Origin of the sequence: Actinomadura sp. DC4 (assembly GCF_030406325.1) — a bacterium.
Classification (GTDB): domain Bacteria; phylum Actinomycetota; class Actinomycetes; order Streptosporangiales; family Streptosporangiaceae; genus Actinoallomurus.
The window spans coordinates 71,414-88,435 of sequence record NZ_JAUEQY010000033.1 but is presented as its reverse complement, the minus strand read 5'-3'; the positions used below and the strand labels follow the sequence as shown (position 1 = coordinate 88,435).

The 17,022-nt window shown below is 72.2% G+C and carries 13 protein-coding genes; 6 read left to right on the top strand and 7 right to left on the bottom strand.

The window, feature by feature from the left end; all coding sequences use genetic code 11:
• Genes QWU11_RS38885 through QWU11_RS38865 form a run of 5 tightly spaced genes read right to left on the bottom strand, consistent with a single transcriptional unit; the run spans position 1 to position 4,490 of the window.
• Positions 1-360 carry a carboxymuconolactone decarboxylase family protein gene (locus tag QWU11_RS38885; RefSeq protein WP_290119556.1) on the bottom strand — a complete coding sequence of 120 codons (360 nt, stop codon included), beginning with the start codon at positions 358-360 and terminating at the stop codon, positions 1-3.
• On the bottom strand, positions 357-1,205 hold the full coding sequence (locus QWU11_RS38880; RefSeq protein WP_290119555.1) for an NAD(P)-dependent oxidoreductase: 849 nt from the start codon (positions 1,203-1,205) through the stop codon (positions 357-359). The genes QWU11_RS38885 and QWU11_RS38880 overlap by 4 nt, the downstream gene beginning before the upstream one ends.
• Positions 1,202-2,410 (bottom strand): cytochrome P450, encoded by a 1,209-nt coding sequence (locus tag QWU11_RS38875; protein WP_290119554.1) that lies wholly within the window; start codon positions 2,408-2,410, stop codon positions 1,202-1,204. Before QWU11_RS38875 ends, QWU11_RS38880 begins: the two co-directional genes overlap by 4 nt.
• Before the next feature lie 5 nt (positions 2,411-2,415).
• Complete coding sequence (locus QWU11_RS38870) at positions 2,416-3,561, bottom strand: hypothetical protein (RefSeq protein ID WP_290119553.1); 1,146 nt, start codon at positions 3,559-3,561, stop codon at positions 2,416-2,418.
• A complete protein-coding gene (locus tag QWU11_RS38865; protein WP_290119552.1) occupies positions 3,558-4,490 on the bottom strand; it encodes a metal-dependent hydrolase in 933 nt (310 codons plus the stop codon). The genes QWU11_RS38870 and QWU11_RS38865 overlap by 4 nt, the downstream gene beginning before the upstream one ends.
• A 172-nt stretch (positions 4,491-4,662) precedes the next feature.
• On the opposite strand from QWU11_RS38865, the gene QWU11_RS38860 reads away from it, so the two are divergent.
• The 6 genes from QWU11_RS38860 (at position 4,663) to QWU11_RS38835 (ending at position 12,327) form a co-directional block, all read left to right on the top strand.
• Positions 4,663-5,412: a TetR/AcrR family transcriptional regulator gene (locus QWU11_RS38860; protein ID WP_290119551.1), complete on the top strand. Its 750-nt coding sequence runs from the start codon at positions 4,663-4,665 to the stop codon at positions 5,410-5,412.
• Positions 5,413-5,594: 182 nt separating this feature from the next.
• Positions 5,595-7,259 (top strand): non-ribosomal peptide synthetase, encoded by a 1,665-nt coding sequence (locus QWU11_RS38855; protein WP_290119550.1) that lies wholly within the window; start codon positions 5,595-5,597, stop codon positions 7,257-7,259.
• Complete coding sequence (locus QWU11_RS38850; protein ID WP_290119549.1) at positions 7,256-8,950, top strand: non-ribosomal peptide synthetase; 1,695 nt, start codon at positions 7,256-7,258, stop codon at positions 8,948-8,950. The genes QWU11_RS38855 and QWU11_RS38850 overlap by 4 nt, the downstream gene beginning before the upstream one ends.
• Positions 8,947-10,110: a condensation domain-containing protein gene (locus tag QWU11_RS38845; RefSeq protein WP_290119548.1), complete on the top strand. Its 1,164-nt coding sequence runs from the start codon at positions 8,947-8,949 to the stop codon at positions 10,108-10,110. Before QWU11_RS38850 ends, QWU11_RS38845 begins: the two co-directional genes overlap by 4 nt.
• Complete coding sequence (locus QWU11_RS38840) at positions 10,101-11,129, top strand: MupA/Atu3671 family FMN-dependent luciferase-like monooxygenase (RefSeq protein ID WP_290119547.1); 1,029 nt, start codon at positions 10,101-10,103, stop codon at positions 11,127-11,129. Before QWU11_RS38845 ends, QWU11_RS38840 begins: the two co-directional genes overlap by 10 nt.
• Before the next feature lie 13 nt (positions 11,130-11,142).
• Positions 11,143-12,327, top strand: a complete 1,185-nt coding sequence (locus QWU11_RS38835; protein WP_290119546.1) for a cytochrome P450 — start codon at positions 11,143-11,145, stop codon at positions 12,325-12,327.
• A gap of 16 nt (positions 12,328-12,343) precedes the next feature.
• On the opposite strand, the gene QWU11_RS38830 is transcribed toward QWU11_RS38835, so the two are convergent.
• A complete protein-coding gene (locus tag QWU11_RS38830; protein ID WP_290119545.1) occupies positions 12,344-13,576 on the bottom strand; it encodes an MFS transporter in 1,233 nt (410 codons plus the stop codon).
• A 61-nt stretch (positions 13,577-13,637) separates the two neighbouring features.
• Positions 13,638-16,850, bottom strand: a complete 3,213-nt coding sequence (locus tag QWU11_RS38825; protein WP_290119544.1) for a penicillin acylase family protein — start codon at positions 16,848-16,850, stop codon at positions 13,638-13,640.
• Positions 16,851-17,022 lie beyond the last annotated feature (172 nt).

Below are 17,022 nucleotides of genomic sequence, written 5' to 3'. Positions count from 1 at the left end.
TCAGGCGCGGGTGTGCTTGGCGATCAGGCCCTCGACCTGGACGCTGAGCTTGGATCCGAGCGGCCAGCCGATGTAGTGGGTGAGGAAGACGGCGATCTCGCGGAGCTCGTCCGGGGAGAGCTCCTCGTTGGCCAGTGCGGCCGGGAGCTGGATGTCGAGGACGTCGTTCAGGCCCTGGCCGGCGAGGACGCCGAGGAGCAGCAGCCGGCGGTCGCGTATCGACAGTCCGGGGCGGGTCCAGATGTCGCCGAAGAGGTGGTCGACGGTGATGCCGAAGAAGTCGCCCTCGGCGTCGGCCACCTCCCAGCCGTACACCTGGCGCATCATCTCCAGGCCGCGTCGCCGGCGTTCTTCCGTCATCGGGTGCCCTCCTCGGTGAGGCCGAGGCTCGCGGGGAGGTCCTCCAGCGCCCGGCGTGCCAGCGGGGTGTCGACGTTCAGGCGGCCGGCCAGTTCCAGCGCGAGGTTCAGGTCCTTCTCACCGAGCTCCCGTACGTGGCGCATGATCTCCCGCAACGGGTCGCCGGCCGCGAGCGGCGCCGTGGTGCGGCGGATCATGATGGAGCCGGGGCCGCCGGTGATGGCGTCGGAGTGCCGGACGACGCGGGCCAGCTTGCTCAGCGAGACGCCGCCCGCCTCGGCCAGCCGCTGGGCCTCGGCGGCGGCGGTGAAGGCGACGAAGTGCAGCAGGTTGCGGGCCAGCTTGGTCCTGGTGCCGGTCCCGACCGGGCCCATGTGCAGCACGAGCCCGGCCCAGGCGCCGAACGGCTCCCGCACCCGGGCGAAGGCCTCGGCGGTGCCGCCGACCATGACCGCCAGGGTACCGGCCTCGGCGCCGATGAAACTGCCGCTCACCGGGGCGTCCACCACTTCGACGCCGTACCGCTCCGCCCGGGCGGCCAGGGCCACCGCGGTCTCCTCGCGGATCGTCGAGTGGATCGCCAGCACGGTGCCGGGCCTCGCTCGCGGGAGCAGCGCCTCGGCGACCTCGTTCACCTGGTCGTCGTCGCGGACCATGACGGAGATCAGTTCGGTGGCGGCGATCTCGGCCAGGCCGGCGGCCGGGCGGGCTCCCTTGGCGAGCAGCGGCGCCATCGCCTCCGGCCGGGTGTCGTAGACCACGAGGTCACCGCCGGCCAGGTGCGCGGCCATCAGCCCGCCCATCTGGCCCAGGCCGACGAAGCCGTACGTCACGGATCCGGTCATGAGGCTCCTCCTCGAAGGGAGACGGAGATGGGCAGGGCGGCGAAGCCCCGGACGTTGACCGAGTGGACGCGGACGGCGTTGTCCTCGTCGACGTCGTACGAGCGGACCCGTGTCACGAACTCGGTGAGGGCCAGGCGGGCCTCCAGCCGGGCCAGGTTGGCGCCCAGGCAGTAGTGCCGGCCGGCGCCGAAACTGATCAGCGACGTGGTGTCCCGGTCCAGGTCGTAGACGTCCGGGTCGGGGAAGGTCCGGGGGTCGCGGTTGGCCGAGCCGACCAGCAGCAGGACGCGTTCCCCCGCGCGGATCGTCCGGCCGTGGAGCGAGGTGTCCCTGGTGACCGTACGGGCGAGCGTCTGGCTGGAGGTGTCATACCTCAGCGTCTCCTCGATCCACGGGGTCACCCGGCCGGGGTCGGCGAACGGCTTGGCCAGCTGTGCGGGGTTGCGCCGTCCCCAGTAGAGCGCGTTGGCCAGCAGTTTGGTCGTGGTCTCGTTGCCGGCCACCATCATGAGGAAGAGGAAGGCGATGATCTCTTGTTCGGTGAGCCGGTGGTCGCCCTCCCGCACGGCCAGCAACGCGGAGGTGAGGTCGTCGCCCGCTCGGCGGCGCCGTTCGGCGACCAGGTCGCGGTAGTAGCCGACCAGGGTGAGCGAGGCCTCCATGCCGACGGGCGGGACGTCGTTGAGTCCTTCCTCGCGGTGCACGACGAGGTCGGCGAGCCGACGGACCTCGTCGCGGTCGGCCTCGGGCACGCCCATCATCTCGGAGATGACGTCCATCGGAAGCTTCCCGGCGAAGTCGGAGATCACGTCGAACTCTCCCCCGGCCAGCGCCGGGTCGAGATGGCGCCTGGTCAGCCGGAGGATGCCGTCCTCCAGCTCGCGCACCCTCCGCGGGGTGAACCCCTTCGCGACCAGGGTCCGCATCCGGGTGTGCGCCGGCGGGTCCAGGGCGAGGAACGACATCACCCGGTACGCCGTCGGACCCCACGCGCTCGGGTCGAGCGAGACCCCGTTGCCGCTGGAGAACCGCTCCTGGTCGCGGAACGCGCCGGCCACGTCGGCGTGCCGCGAGACGGCCCAGAAGTCCAGTTCGTCGTTGCGGTACAGCGGCGCGTGCTCGCGCAGCAGCCGGTAGGTGGGATAGGGGTCCTCGTGCATCGCGTAGTCGTACGGGCTGTAGGACACCTCGGGCGCAGGAGGCACGACGATCACCTTCCCGCTTCGGTGAGCCGGGCGACCGCGCCCGTACGCCGGTGGCGCCAGGTCAGGACGAGAACGCCCGCGCCGGCGAGCGCGCACGCCACCGTGTAGGGAAGGCTGCCGGTCGGTGCGCCGGACGAGGTCCGCCCGTCCGCGGCGGCCAGGAAGTCGGGCAGTGCCACCGACCAGAGAACGACCATCACCAGCAGGAACACCCCCACGGCGACGGCGGCGTAGTGGCCGAGGAAGCCGCCGGCCGGTTCCGGCGCTCGTGGCGTACGGTCCAGGAGGTCCCGGCGTACGGTCAGGACGGCCACGAGGACGAACACCGCGAGCACCGCCCACAGCGACACGGCGCGCCCCGTCGCGAACCGGCCGGGCCACTGCGACAGCACGCTGAACGGCAGCGCGCACACGACCATCGCGACCGGCGTGAGCGCGCCGACGCCGATCACCCGCAGCACCGCCGACAGCGGCGGGATCGGCCCGCGCGCGGCACGGCGCGCGAGGAGCAGCCGGGTCAGCAGCGCCATCCCGAACGGGGACGCGGCCGCGAAGATCACCACGCTGCTGAGCGGGACCGACGCCAGAGACGGCGAGTTCGACGGTGCGCGCGGATCCCACGCCCACCACCGCAGCTGCGGGCCGAGCTGGTCGAAGACCTCGTAGAAGCACTGGAACACGACGGCCACACAGGCCGCGCCCGCCACGGGCGAACGCCGGTCCAGCAGTCCGGTGCGCTGCACGAGCACGTAGGCGGGGTAGGTCAGCGCCGGGTAGAAGGCGGCGATGTACAGCGGCAACCGGTCGTACAGGAACTGCACCGAGAACTCGTTGTGCACGAAGATCAGGCCGACCCGGTCCTGCAGGCCGAACTTCTCGGGGAAGTACAGCGGTGGTTCGAGAAGCAGGACATAGACGACGGTGGCGCACCACAGCCCGAGGTTCACCGGGTCCCGCCGGCGGCGCCACCACAGCACCGCGTGCACCAGCGCGACGACCGCGCCGATCACCGTGACCGACTCGATCACCGGCATCGTGCCGTTCGTCAGCGAGGTGGGCCACCGCAGGTGGACGAAGGCCGGCGCGTGCGCGCAGTCGATCCCGCCGAGGGTGTGGGCGACCCGCGTGAAGTCCGGCGTGCACGGGCTCATCGCGGCACCGGGAGCCCCGTGTAGAAGCGCGTGACGTCGTATCCGGCGTCGTACCGCGCGAACCAGCCGTCGGCGAAGCGCGGCAGCGGCTCGCGTTCCGGTCGATGGTGCGGGGTCTGGGAGAGCATCAGGCGGTAGGCCATGACGAGCATCTCCCGGTTGGAGGCCGGGGCGAACGGGGACGGCGGGAACATGCCGAGCCGGGTCCGCCAGGAGGACCGCAGGGGCAGCCGGGCCAGCACCTCCTCGCGGCGCACGCCGTCGGGAGAGACGTCGCGATACCGCGCCCGGCGGTCGGCCTCTGGAACGTGCTTCTCGAACCCGGCGAGGATGTTCCGGTAGACCCGCATGATGTGGCGGAAGACCGTACGGGCGACGCGGGTGCGGTAGTACCGGTTCTTCACGACGGCGTCGCAGACGACGAGCGCCGAACTGCGGTGCTCGACCTCCTCGACGAAGTGCCAGAGGAACAGCGAGGCCACCCGTTCGTCACCGGGGCGGAAGAGCACGTCCTCGTGGTCGAGCATCACCTTGAAGACGGGGGTGAACGTGGATTCGAGGTCGGCCGTGTAGGCCAGCCGGAACTCCAGCGACCGGGTCTCCACCAGATGGTCGAACGCGCCGATCGCCTCGTCGAGGGTCTCCTTCAGCCCCGGATACCGCCCGATCAGCGCCGCCACGTGCTTGCGGTGGTTCTTGGCGTGCTGTGCCTCCTGCCGCAGGAACGCCTCCGCCTCGTCGACCACGGCCGGGTCCTCGATCAGCGGGATCGCGGCCCGGGTGTTGATGACGATGAACTTCTCGAACCCGATCGCCATGATGCTGATGGCGTTCGCGATGAGCCCGAATTTGGGGTGACTCGGCAGCCACTGGAACGGGATCGTCTCGTCGAAACCAAAGTCGATCTTCCGGATCTGCAGGTCGGTCACGTTCGGCTCCGTTTCCCATGACCCAGTTTTGACGCGTGTCGAATATCGTTGACACGTGTCAAATGTCTTTATAGAGCCTGCGGCATCGGCTGTCCAGGCCCGGATTCGGATTCGGTGGGGCGGTCCGCACGCCGGTCGTCGACGCGGATTCCCGTGAGACGATGAAGGCCTCATGGACGCACCGCACATCGTGATCGGAGGGTCGGAGCCCTCTCCCCGCCGCACCTCCAGGACCGAGGGCGAGCGCACGGGGATCGTGGACCGGCGGCCGGCCGGCCAGGGTGACCAGCGCCGGGAGGCCTTGCTGGGAGCCCTGGACGAGCTGCTGCGCGAGACCGACCTGGAGTCCATCACGATCGCGGACATCTCGGCCCGGGCCGGCGTCACCCGGTCGGCGTTCTACTTCTACTTCCAGAACAAGGCCGCCTGCGTGGCGGCGCTCGGCGTCGACATCTACCTGGCGGGCATCGCCGCGGCCGGCCACCTCGCGGACGAGTCGCTGCCCCCGTCGGGCCGGATCGAGCGAATGGTCGCCGACCTCATCGCGACGATGCGCGAGCACCATTACCTCTACCGCGCGTCGCTGGAGGCCCGCCGGCACAGCGGCGCCATCCGCGAGATGTGGGAACAGTCCGTGGAGTCCTTCGTCGCGCCGGTGGCCCAGCACATCGACACCGAGCGCGCCGCCGGACGCGCCCCCGCCGGTCCCCCCGGCCGCACCCTGGCCACGGTCCTCCTTCAGCTCAGCGACCGTGTGCTCGAGGACCTCAGCCCGGATGACACCGCCGGTGACCGGCACCGGGCCGAAGCCCTGGCGACGATCTGGCTGCGCAGCATCTACGGCACCGCCGAGGCCGCCCACCCGTACGGCGCCTCCGAAGAGGACAGGCCGGACGCGAGCCCGCCGGGCCGAAGCGGCTGATCGCCTTTCCGCCTTCCGGCCCCGGCCATGCCGGCGATCGGTGACCCCGCCTTTCAAGCATCCGGCGCCGATCTTCTAGAACGCGGCGAGGCGGCCTAGAACAATGAACCCCCGTCGTGTCTCCCACGGGTCCGTCCCGAAGGTGTGAGAAAAGAGCGCGAGACCTCTCATCGGGGGGAATCATGGTCGGTGACGACTGCGGACCGCCGCTGGTTCAGGCGGTTCGTGCCTATGGCGCGCGGGACCCGGACCGGCCGGCCGTCTTCGCGGCAGGACGGCCGGTGACGTACGGCGAGCTCGACCGGCGCTCCGACTCCATCGCCCGGCGCCTCAGGCGGCAGGCTCCCGCCGGCCCGGTCGCGATCCTCGCCGGCCGTGGCGTCGCCTTCGTCGCGGCGGTGCTCGGGGTCTGGAAGGCCGGCGCCGCGTTCCTGCCCCTCGACCCGGGCGATCCGCCGGCCTGGTCGCGGCGGCTGGCCCGGCGAGCGGGGGTGACCGTATGCCTGTCCGGATCGCCGCTGGACACGCTCCCGGACACGGTGCGGCTCGACCTCGCCGAGGGCGACGACGAGAGCGGCGAACCGCTGCTCACGCCCGCTCCCGCGGACCTCGCCTACGTCGCGGCCACGTCCGGGTCGACCGGTGAGCCCCGGCTGGTGATGGTCGAGCACCGCGGCGTCGACAACCTCGCCGCCGTCCAGCGCGAGGCCTGGGGCGCGCTCCCGGACGGCTCACGGGTCCTGCAGTACTCCCGCCCCACCTTCGACGGGATCGTCTTCGAGCTGGTCCTCGCCCTCGCGCACGGGGCGCGGCTGGACATCGTCGATCGCGACGCCACCGCCGGTGAGGCGCTCGCGGACCTGATGAGAAGGCAGCGGATCACCCACGCGGTCCTGCCCGCGGCGGTCGTCCGTACGCTGCCGGAAGGCGCTCTGCCCGATCTCGACGTCCTGGTGAGCGCCGGCGACGTCTGCCTGCCGGAGACGGCGGCGCGCTGGGCTCCGGCGCACCGGTTCTTCAACGGGTACGGGCCGACCGAGGCCACCGTCTGCAGCACGTTGCACCTGGTCACCTCGGCCCGGCCGGCCGTCGCGATCGGGCGGCCGGTGACCGGGGTCCGCGTGGTCATCGGCGACGGCGACGAGATCCAGATCGGCGGGGCCGGGACGGCCCGCGGATATCTCGGTGACCCGGTGCGGACCGCCGAGCGGTTCGTGCCCGATCCGGAGACCGCCGGCGGAGTCCTGTTCCGCACCGGCGACCGCGGCCGGATCGGGTCCGACGGTGAGGTGGAGTTCCTCGGCCGGCTGGACGACGAGGTCAAGGTACGCGGTGTACGGCTCCAGCCGGTCGGCGTCGAGCGGGCGCTCCGGGAGGTTCCGGGCGTTCGCGAGGCCGCGGTCATCTCACCGAAGACCGATGACCGTGTCCTGGTGGCCTACGTCGTGCCCGAGACGGACGGCCTGACCGGTACGGCGATCCTGACCGCGGCGGCGAGGACGATGGCCGAGGACTGGGTGCCGGACACCGTGGTGCTGGTCGAGGAGCTGCCGCTGACCGCCAACGGCAAGGTGGACCGCGGCCGGCTGGCCCAGTCGGCCGCCGGAACGGCGGACGAGACCCGCACTCCCACCGAACACGCGCTCGCGGCCATCGTCGCGGAGCTGCTCGGCGTACGACGCGTCGGCATCCATGATCACATTCTCGATCTGGGCGGACATTCGCTCCTGGTGGCACAGTTCGTGGCCCGTGTCCGTACGACGCTCGGGCACCGGCTGGAGCTCAAATCCGTCCTGGACGAGGGCACCATCGCGAAGATCGCGGCAGAGCTGGACCGCCGCGTATGAGCACCGCTCCCCGGCCGACCCTCCCGGACCTGCTGGAGTTGCGGGCGGCGGAGCCGGAGCGGGCCGCCCTCGCCCGGCCGGACGGCACGGTCCTCACCTACGGCGCGTGGCAGGGTCGCGCCGCCGCGGTCGCGGGCGGTCTGCGCGACCGCGGCACCGGTCGCGGCGACCGCGTCGGCCTGCTGTTCGGAGACCACGACTGGCTGGACTACGCGGTGGCGTTCTTCGGGGTGCTCCGGGCCGGCGCGGTCGCGGTACCGCTGTCACCCCGGTGGGCGTCCGGGCAGCTCCGCGACGTCATGGCGGGCGCCTCGGTGAGCCTCGTCATCGGAGGCGAGGACCGGGGACGGCCGGCCGTGGGCCTCGGCGAGCTGGCCGCCGGCCGGGGCGCACCGAATTTGGCGCGGCCGGAGGACCTCGCCCAGATCCTCTACACCTCGGGCACGACGGGCCGCTCCCGGGGAGTCGGCGCCACCCACGCGAACCTCGCGTACGAGCCCGCGGCGTACCTGGCCGACGGCCGGCGCAGCCTGGCGCATTCGCGGCACTTCCTGCACGCCTTCCCGATCTGCGGAAACGCCGGTCAGACGACGCTGGCGGCGACACTGGCCACCGACGCGGTCGGCCTCGTGGCCGGGCGGTTCGACCCCGAGGGGTTCGGTGCGCTGATCTCGGCGTATCGCGTCGGCACGGTGTTCGCCGTCCCGGCGATGGCCATCGCGTTGCTGGCCGAGCGGATTCCCGACCGGCATGACCTGTCCTCGGTCCAGATGTTCGGGTCGACGGGCGCCGCCCTGCCCCCCGCCGTCGCGCTGGAGCTCGCCGAGGCGCTGCCCGGCGCGGTCATCGTCAACACCTACTCGTCCACGGAGTCGGCGCCGGCCCGTACGAGCATGGTCTTCGATCCGGCTCGTCCCGCGGCGGTGGGGCGCGCTGTGGCGGGGACGCCGGTGAGGATCACCGACGAGGCCGGTACGCCCCTTCCGTCCGGTGCCGTGGGACGGGTCTGGTTGCGGTCGCCGGTCCCCCGCTCCTACGTCGACCGGCCGGCGGCGGGGGTCTTCGAGGACGGCTGGGTCCGGATGGGCGACCTGGGCCTCCTCGACGACGGGCTGCTGTACCTGGTCGACCGCGAGCCGGACCTGATCGAGAGCGGCGGTCTCACCGTCTCGACCCTGGAGGTCGAGGCCGCGCTCCACGAACACCCGGACGTGATCGAGGCGGCGGTGCTCGGTGTGCCGCATCCGGACCTGGGGCGGGCGGTCGCCGCCGCCGTCGTGACCCGCTCGGCGACGATGCCGGCCGACCTGCGCGCGGCCCTCGCCGCGCGTCTCGGCGCCCACGAGATCCCGACCCGCTGGGCCCGGCTGGACCGGCTGCCGCGCAACGACTCCGGCAAGATGGTCAAGGGCGACCTGCTGCCGCTGTTCCCCGACGAGGGACGCGCACCGCCGGCCGCACGGACCGAGGTCGTCCTCGCGGGGCTCTGGCAGACGGTGCTCGGGATCCGCGGCGCCCGTCCGGACGACGGGTTCCTCGACCTGGGCGGTGACTCGCTGCGCGCGCTGCACCTCAGCCGGCTGACCACCGAGGCCTTCGGCGTGCGGATGCCGGTCTCGGTGATCTTCGAGCGGCCGTTGTTCGCCGACCAGGTCCGCTGGGTCGACGACCAGGCCGGGCGCACCGGATGAGGGCCGGGCCGTGGCACACGGGCATCTGGCTGAACGAGCAGCTCGGCGGGGCCGGCGCGTCGTACCACCTGCCGATGACGGTCGACCTCCCACGGGCGTGCGACCTGGACCGGCTGAGCGCGGCGTGCCGCGCCCTGTTCGGCCGGCATCCCGTGCTCGCCGGCGCGTGCGTGCTCCGTGGCGACGCGCTGCGGTTCGTACCGGCGGAGGCCGAGACGGCGACCGAACTCCTCGACGAGACGGCGCTGCCCGAGCGGATCTCCCAGGAGGTACGGCGGCCGTTCGACGTCGAGGCCGGACCGCTGTGCCGGATGACGACCCTCGTCACCGGCGAGCGCGTCAGGCTGCTGGTGGTCGCCCACCACCTGGTCTTCGACGGCATGTCCAAGGATGTCCTGGCTCGTGACCTGCGGCTTCTCTACGCCGGCGAGAACCCGCCCGTCCTGCCGCCCCCGCGGCCGCCGGAGCCTCCGTACGAGCGGGCGCGGGCGTACTGGGCGACGCGTCCGTGGCGTTCCGGCCGCGTACGGCTGGGGCCCGTGACCTCTGACGCGCGGGCGACGGCGCCCGGAGCGCAGGTGGTCCTGCGGCTCTCGCCGGCGGAGTCGCGGCGATGGGACGAACACGCGCGGAGCCAAGGCGTCACGCGGTTCGAGCTGCTGTTCGCGATGCTGACACTTCTGCTCACGCGGCACGGCAACGAGGAGGTGCCGGTCGCGGTCGCCCTGTCGACCCGGTCGCCCGCGGACGCCGACCGCGTGGGCATGCACGTCAACGAGCTGCCGATGATCACCGCGGCGAACCGGCGGGCGAGCGAGCACGTGCGCGCCGTGCGGGCCGCGCTGCGGGAGCTCTACCAGGTCCGCTCGGTGCCGCTCGGCGCCGTGGCCGGCGGCGTCCGCCCGGCCGGCGCGTCGGCGCCGGTGTCCGTCAGCTACCGCAGGGCGCGGCCGAGCGGCCTGGACGCCGACCTGTCGATGTTCAACGGCTGGGCGCACAACCTGCTGCACCTGCACGTCGTGGACGGCGACGTACCCGTCGTCGCGCTGCGGTTCGCGCCGGAACGCGTCGGCGAGACGACCGTACGGGAGTTCGGGCGGGAGCTCACCGGCCTGCTCACCGGCACGGGCGCCGAGGAGGGAACCCCGTCATGGAGATGAGCCTGTTCTACTTCGCGGCCGACGCCGGGAGCACCGCGGACGCGTACGAGCTGCTGGTCGAGGGCGCGAAGTTCGCGGACCGCAACGGTTTCAGCGCCGTGTGGACGCCGGAGCGCCACTTCCACCCCTTCGGGGGGCCGTATCCCAATCCGGCCGTGACCGGCGCCGCGATCGCCACGATCACCCGGAACGTCGCGATCCGCGCGGGCAGCGTCGTGCTGCCGTTGCAGGACCCGATCCGCGTGGCGGAGGAATGGGCGGTGGTGGACAACCTGTCCGGCGGCAGGGTGGGCCTCGCGTTCGCCTCCGGGTGGCATGCCGTGGACTTCGCGCTGGCCCCCGGCGGCTACGAGAACCGCCGGGCCGAGCTCACCGAGCGGCTGGAGCAGGTACGCACCCTGTGGCGAGGCGGCGCGATCGAACGCCTGGACGGCCTCGGGAACCCGGTGAAACTGGAGGTCTACCCACGTCCCGTACAGGCGGAGCCGCCGATCTGGATCACCAGCGCCGGTGACGTGACCACCTTCGAGATGGCCGGGCGGATGCGGGCGAACGTCCTCACGCACCTGTTCAACCAGGACCTCGACGAGCTGACCGCCAAGATCACCGCCTACCGTACGGCGCGAGGCGACGGCGGCACGGTGACGCTGATGCTGCACACCTTCGCCGGCACGGACGACGCGGACGTACGCGACACTGTCCTCGGCCCGCTGTCCGCCTACCTGCGGCAGTCGCTCTCGCTGATGACCGCCACCCTCGGTCCCGACCACGAGCTGGGGACGGCCGAGCCCGACCCTGACGAAGTGGACTTCCTCGTCGGCCGCGCGGCCGAGCGCTACTACCGCGAACGCGGGCTGTTCGGGTCGGTCGGCACGTGCACCGCGTTCCTCGACCGGGTCGCCGCGTGCGGCGTCGACGAGGTGGCCTGCCTGATCGACTTCGGCGTGGCCCCGGCCGAGACGATCGCCGGCCTCGGCGACCTGCGCCGTGTCGCCGAGGCGTTCCGTTCACCGCACTGACGGGAGACCGACCGTGGACGACCTGCCCCTTTTCCCGTTCCCGCCCGGCCCGGTGATGGAACCGCCGCCGGAGTACGCCGAGCGCCGGTCCGGGTGCCCGTTCGGCAAGGTGGCCATGCGCACCGGCGGTGAGGCGATCCTGCTGGTCCGCCACCGGGACATCGCCGCCGCGACCGCCAGCCCGCTGATGTCCCGCAACCACGCCCGGCCGCAGGTTCCACGCGGGAACTCACCGGACTTCCTGTACGCGCCGGATCTCCTGATCAACCAGGGCACGGACACGCACGCCAAGGTGCACCGTACGGTGACGAGGGCGCTGGGCCCGTCCCGGGTCGCGTCGACCTCGGAGTTCGTCGGCTCGATCGCGGGCGCCCTGCTGGACTCCGCCCCGGACACCGCCGGACCGGCCGACCTGGTCGCCGCGTACACGTCTCCGCTGCCGCTGCTCGTCGTCTGCCGGCTGCTGCGCATCCCCGACCGCGATGCCGCCCGGATCCACGCCTGGGCGGCGGCGTACGCGCAGGTGATCTCGCTGACCTCCGAGGAGCGCGACCGGGAGGTGGAGGACTTCACCGGCTATGTCGCCGCGCTCGTCACCCGCGTGAGGGACGATCCGGGGGACAGCGTGCTCGACGAGCTGGCCTCCCCGGCCGCGGGCCTGACCGACGCGGAGCTGGTCAGCGTCGTGAAGTTGCTGGTCTCGGCGGGCGTCGAGGCCGTGTCGACGGCCCTGGCCCGGATGGTCCTCCAGCTGCTGCTCGACCGCCGGGCCGGGTGGACGCAGCTGCGAGAGCGTCCGGAGTCCGTGCCGGCGGCCGTGGACGAGCTGCTGCGGCTGGCGTACGAGGGCAATGTGGCGGCGCTGCGCGTCGCGACGGGGAAGGTCGAACTGCCCTCCGGCACGGTGGCCGCGGGCCAGGCGGTGCTCCTGGCCTGGATCGCCGGGCTGCACGACCCGGAGGTGTACCCCGATCCCACCCGCCTGCGCTTCGACCGGCCGAGCGTACGCATGATCGGCTTCGGTGGCGGACGCCATATCTGCCCCGGCGCCGGCCTCGCCAAGGAGATCCTCAGGGTCGCGCTCACCACGCTGCTGGACCGGCGCCCGGACCTGCGCCTGGCGGTACCCCCGGAGGCCATCAGGTTCGAGGCGCACAAGATCGGCAACGTGATCCAGGAGCTTCCCGTCCGGTGGTGAGGCGGCCGCCGCCGGTTCAGGCGGCGGCCGTACGCCGCTCCCGCCGGCGGAGCGTCGCGCTCACGCCCAGGGCGGCGAGGCCCAGTACGGACAGGCCGGCGCCGACCAGGCTCGGCGCGGTGTAGCCCTCCCCCGCCGCGATGACCAGGCCGCCGAGCCAGGCGCCCAGCGCGTTGGCCAGGTTGAGCGACGAGTGGTTGAGCGCGGCGCCCAGCATCTGGGCGTCGCCGGCCACCTCCATGAGCCGCATCTGCAGGCACACGACCAGCACCGACCCCGCCGTGGCGACGGCGAAGACGGCCAGGACGAGGGACGCCGCGGAGTGGGCGGCGACCAGCATCAGCGCCAGCGCCGCGCCCATCGCGGCTCCGGCGCCGGCCAGCGAGGGGAACAGGGCCCGGTCGGCCAGCCGGCCGCCGAGCGCGGTCCCCCCGACGCCGCCGAGTCCGAAGACCAGCAGCACGACCGGCACGAAGCCCGAACCCGCGCCCGCCACCTCGGTGACGGTCGGCGCGATGTAGCTGTACATGGCGAACATTCCACCGAAGCCCACCACACCGACGAGCAGGGTCAGCAGGACCTGGGGCCGGCGCAGCGCCGCCAGCTCCGTACGGACCCCGGCGCCCGATGACGCCGGCGTCGGCGGCACGAGGAGCAGGACGGAGAGTACGGTGAGCGCGGCGATCACCACCACCGACCAGTAGCCCGCGCGCCAGCCCAGATGCTGGCCGAGCCAGGTCGCGGCGGGCACCCCGGCGACGTTCGCGACGGCCAGGCCGAGCATCACCGAGCTCACGGCGCGCCCGCGCACCGCGGGCGGGACCAGGGAGGCGGCGATGAGCGAGGCCACCCCGAAGTAGGCACCGTGCGGCAGCCCGACGACCAGCCGGGCCAGCAGCAGCGTGCCGTAGTTCGGCGCCAGCGCGGTCAGCGCGTTCCCGAGCAGGAACGCGACCATGAGCCCGAGCGCGAGCCGGCGCCGCGGCAGCCGGGTGCCCAGCGCGGCGATGACCGGCGCGCCGATCACCACGCCCAGGGCGTAGGCGGAGATGAGGTGCCCGCCGGTCGGGATGTCCACGCCGACGCCACGGGTGATCTCGGGCAGCAGGCCCATGGACACGAACTCGTTCGTGCCGATCGCGAAGCTCCCGAGCGCGAGCGCCACGATGGCGGGGGCCGCCCGGCGAGACGCCGGGCGGCCCGGCCGGGAGGTGGTCGTCGACCGGTCGGCCGTCGTCACAGTGTTCACGTATCGGCTTCAAGCCGACGAACACCGCGTGCATTCCCGTCTGACCACGGAACGTACGCCATCAACGTGGATAGACCTCGAACGTGTACAGAGAGTAGCCGTAGCCGGTGCCCCGCTTCACGCCGGTCATCCGGACGTAGCGGGCCGTGGCCGCCGGGAACGCGACGTTGTCGACGCCACCGTTGCCGGAGGTGACGCTCTTCGCGGTGGTCCAGGTACTGCCGTTGGCGGAGAGCTCGATCCGGTACGAGGAGCCGTACGCGGACTCCCAGCGGAGGATGGCGCGGGCGACGGTCTTGGCGGAGCCGAGGTCCACGGTGATCGACTGGGCGTCGGTCCAGTTGCTGGACCACCGGGTGGTGGGGTCGCCGTCGACCGCGTTGCTCGCCGGGTAGCCGCTCTGCGCGCTCGACGCGGTGGCGGTCCCGGACCGGGCGAGGTCGGTGATGTCGTCGCCGCGATGCGCGGGGAAGGAGACGACCTGCTGGTAGGTCGGCCGGTTCTGCCAGGTGATCAGTGAGTGCTTGACGCCCCCCAGCGGCGACTGCTCGATCGAGTCCGCGCACCACTGGTCGCCGGCCGAGCACACGTCGTCGGCGGGGTAGGTGGTCGTGGCCGGTTCGTTCAGCGCCTCGGTCAGGCTGGACAGCAGCACCGAGCGGCAGCCCGCGACCGTACCGTCGCCGCAGTACTTCCTGGGCAGCGGCCCGGAGACGCCGTCACCGAGGACCCCGCGGAGGTCCTTGGCGACATAGCCCCACCAGCCGTACTGGAACGACGAGCCCTTGTGCGCCTGCGACTCGTTCGCCGAGGTGGGGATCGTGGAGACGTCCCCCTGCTGATGGCCGGACGGCGACTCGTTGATCTGCAGGGCGTCCACCAGCGCCTGGTAGAGGCCGTCGCCGAGGCCGGGCTTGAACTCCGCCCGTACGAGCTTCGGCCACCACGCGTCGAGGATCCGGATGGCGTCCGCGTCGGCGTAGGCCTTGCTGCCCGCGGCGGTCTCCGTGCGCCTGGCGCCGTCCGACAGCCAGGTGTTCAGCTCGGCCACGGCCGCGGCCTGGTTCGCGTCCGTGACGGTGCCGCTGTTGATGACGCGAAGGAGGTACGGGAGCACCTCCTTGCCGCGCAGGTCCGTGGTGGCGGCGTCCTCAACGATCTTGACCGTCCCGGCGCGGTCCAGGGTGCCGCCGCCCGCCAGCGCCGCCTTGACCGGCTTGTCCAGGAGGTCGCTGCGATGTACGGCGCCGAAGCTGAAGTTGCCGTCGGACGCGCCGAAGTCCTTGGCCTGCTTGTTGTTCCAGCTGACGTAGTAGTCCTGGTTGACCCCCTGCGGATGCGCCGAGGCCGGGAGATGGGCGGCGCTGTTCGTGGCCGGGTCGAAGCCCTGCCACTCGTGGGCCGCGTCCGCGGTCATCGGCAGGTTCGGGTCCGCGACCGAGGAGCGCACCGGAACGTCGCCCGACATGAAGTACGCCGCGTCACTGGAGTTGACGTAGAACCAGTTGAAGGCCATCCCGATGTGCGACGCGGAGTTCTGGAAGGCGTCCGCCGACCCCATCTCGGCGGGGTCGTTGAACATCTGGAAGCCGATGGCCGAGTCCGTCTCATGCTGGTACGTCGACCTCAGCTGGGTGAAGGCGACCGGGGCACCGCCGACCGTGCCCCGCCAGCTCACGAGACCGTACTTCGTCCGTTTGATCACGAGCTTGTACGAGCCGGCCGGCGTGCTGTCGGCCGTCGTCGGCTTCCACGAGTCGGCCTTCTCCAGGCTCTCCATCGCGACGCACTGGCCCTGGTAGAGGTAGGAGTTCGACGACGTGGTGGGGGTGCCGCCGTTCGGATCGCAGAGCTTCACCGTGTACGCGTCGGTGAGGTCCTCCAGCGCCGAGGTGGCGCTCCAGGCGTAGTCGGTGCCGCGGCCGAGCAGCACGTACATGCTGAGACCGGGGAAGGCGGCCCCGCGCGCCCGGATGCCCGGCCCGTTCAGCTCCTCCAGCATGAGCAGCTGCGGTGCGAAGTAGCCGGTCTGCGGGCCGAAGACCGCGACGGGGTGGTGCGTGGCCGACTCGGCGGCCGACACCACCACCGCGTTGGACATGCCCGGTTTGGTGTTGTTCACGGTCAGCCCGTTCAGCGGGCTCGTGACCGCGGACGCGGAGCCCTTGGCCGAGGAGGTGGCCGACCCGGTCTCGTCGGTGGTGATGTCGACGGGCTGCGCGCTGCCCGCGTCGGGGTACGTCTGCCCGGTCACCCCGCCCGGCGGGTTCCCCCACGGAAAGCTCTGCCCGTTGTGCAACGTGAGCGTGGTCTCCGGGTCGTTCTGCTCCCGGAACGCCGCCCAGGCCTGGTCGCCCGCGGCCGTACCGTACTTGGCGCGCGCCGCGATCCGTACGAGCGCCGACAGCACCTCCGACCCGCCGCCACCGCCGAACAGCCCGCCGACGACCCCGGTGATCGCGATCAGGTCGGTCATCGTGAAGTCCACGGGCCCGCCCGCGTTGGTGATCGCGTCGAGGTGGCCGGTCAGGACGTACTCTCCGGGGCAGTTGCGGCCCGCCATGCAGTGGTCGATGTAGGCGTTGATTCCGGCGACGTAGTCCTGGACGTCGTTGTAGACCTGCGCGCCCCGGGTGCCCTCGTTCTTGAGCCGCTGCACCTGGGCCTGCAGGTCGGCGTCGGTGTACGGGGAGTTGCGCCAGACGCTCTGCTCCAGCGCCCGGTTGCCCGGCGCGCCGCCGGCGAAGGAGGTCAGGTCGCCCCGGCCCACGTGGCGCATGAGGTCCATGACGAACAACCGGTCCTCGGCCCCGGCGTACCCGGCGCCGAACATCGTGCCGGTCCGCGTCGTACCCGTGACGTGGGGGACCCCGGTCGCCTTGTCCCGCACGATCGTCACGTCCGACCGCGGTGACTCGGTGCCCTCCACCTGTCCCGCCGGCACGCCGAACGAGCTGTCGTTGAAGAACCGGTCGACCTGGTCGTCCGTCAGCCCGCTGTAGTTGTGGACGAGATCGGCGTACGGGGCGAGCTGGTCGTCACTGTGCGCGGGGAACGTGCCCAGCGTCTGGTTGGCCAGCACGTCCACCAGTGTGGCGTTGCCGTTCTGGCCGGGCGGGAGCACGTCGTCGCACTGCCCGAGGCAGTAGTCGTCGGAGGCGTAATACGCGGCGGGCGCCGTGGCGGAGTGTGCCGGGGGGACCGCGACGTACACCGTCGACAGCACGGCGAGCAGGGCGGCGAGGACGGGCGCGCGAAGGACACGGAGGCGCATCGGGGTCGCTCCCAGGGGGCGTGGGACCGGTAATGGAGTTACGACTGACCGAGATTTCCACGACCGTCGCCGGGCGGGCCGGTACGACGCCGTGAGTCGGGGACCGTGGCAAACGTGAACGTTCTTCGGATTCTGCGTGGAACGTACGCCGAAGTCACCGGCCGGTCAATAC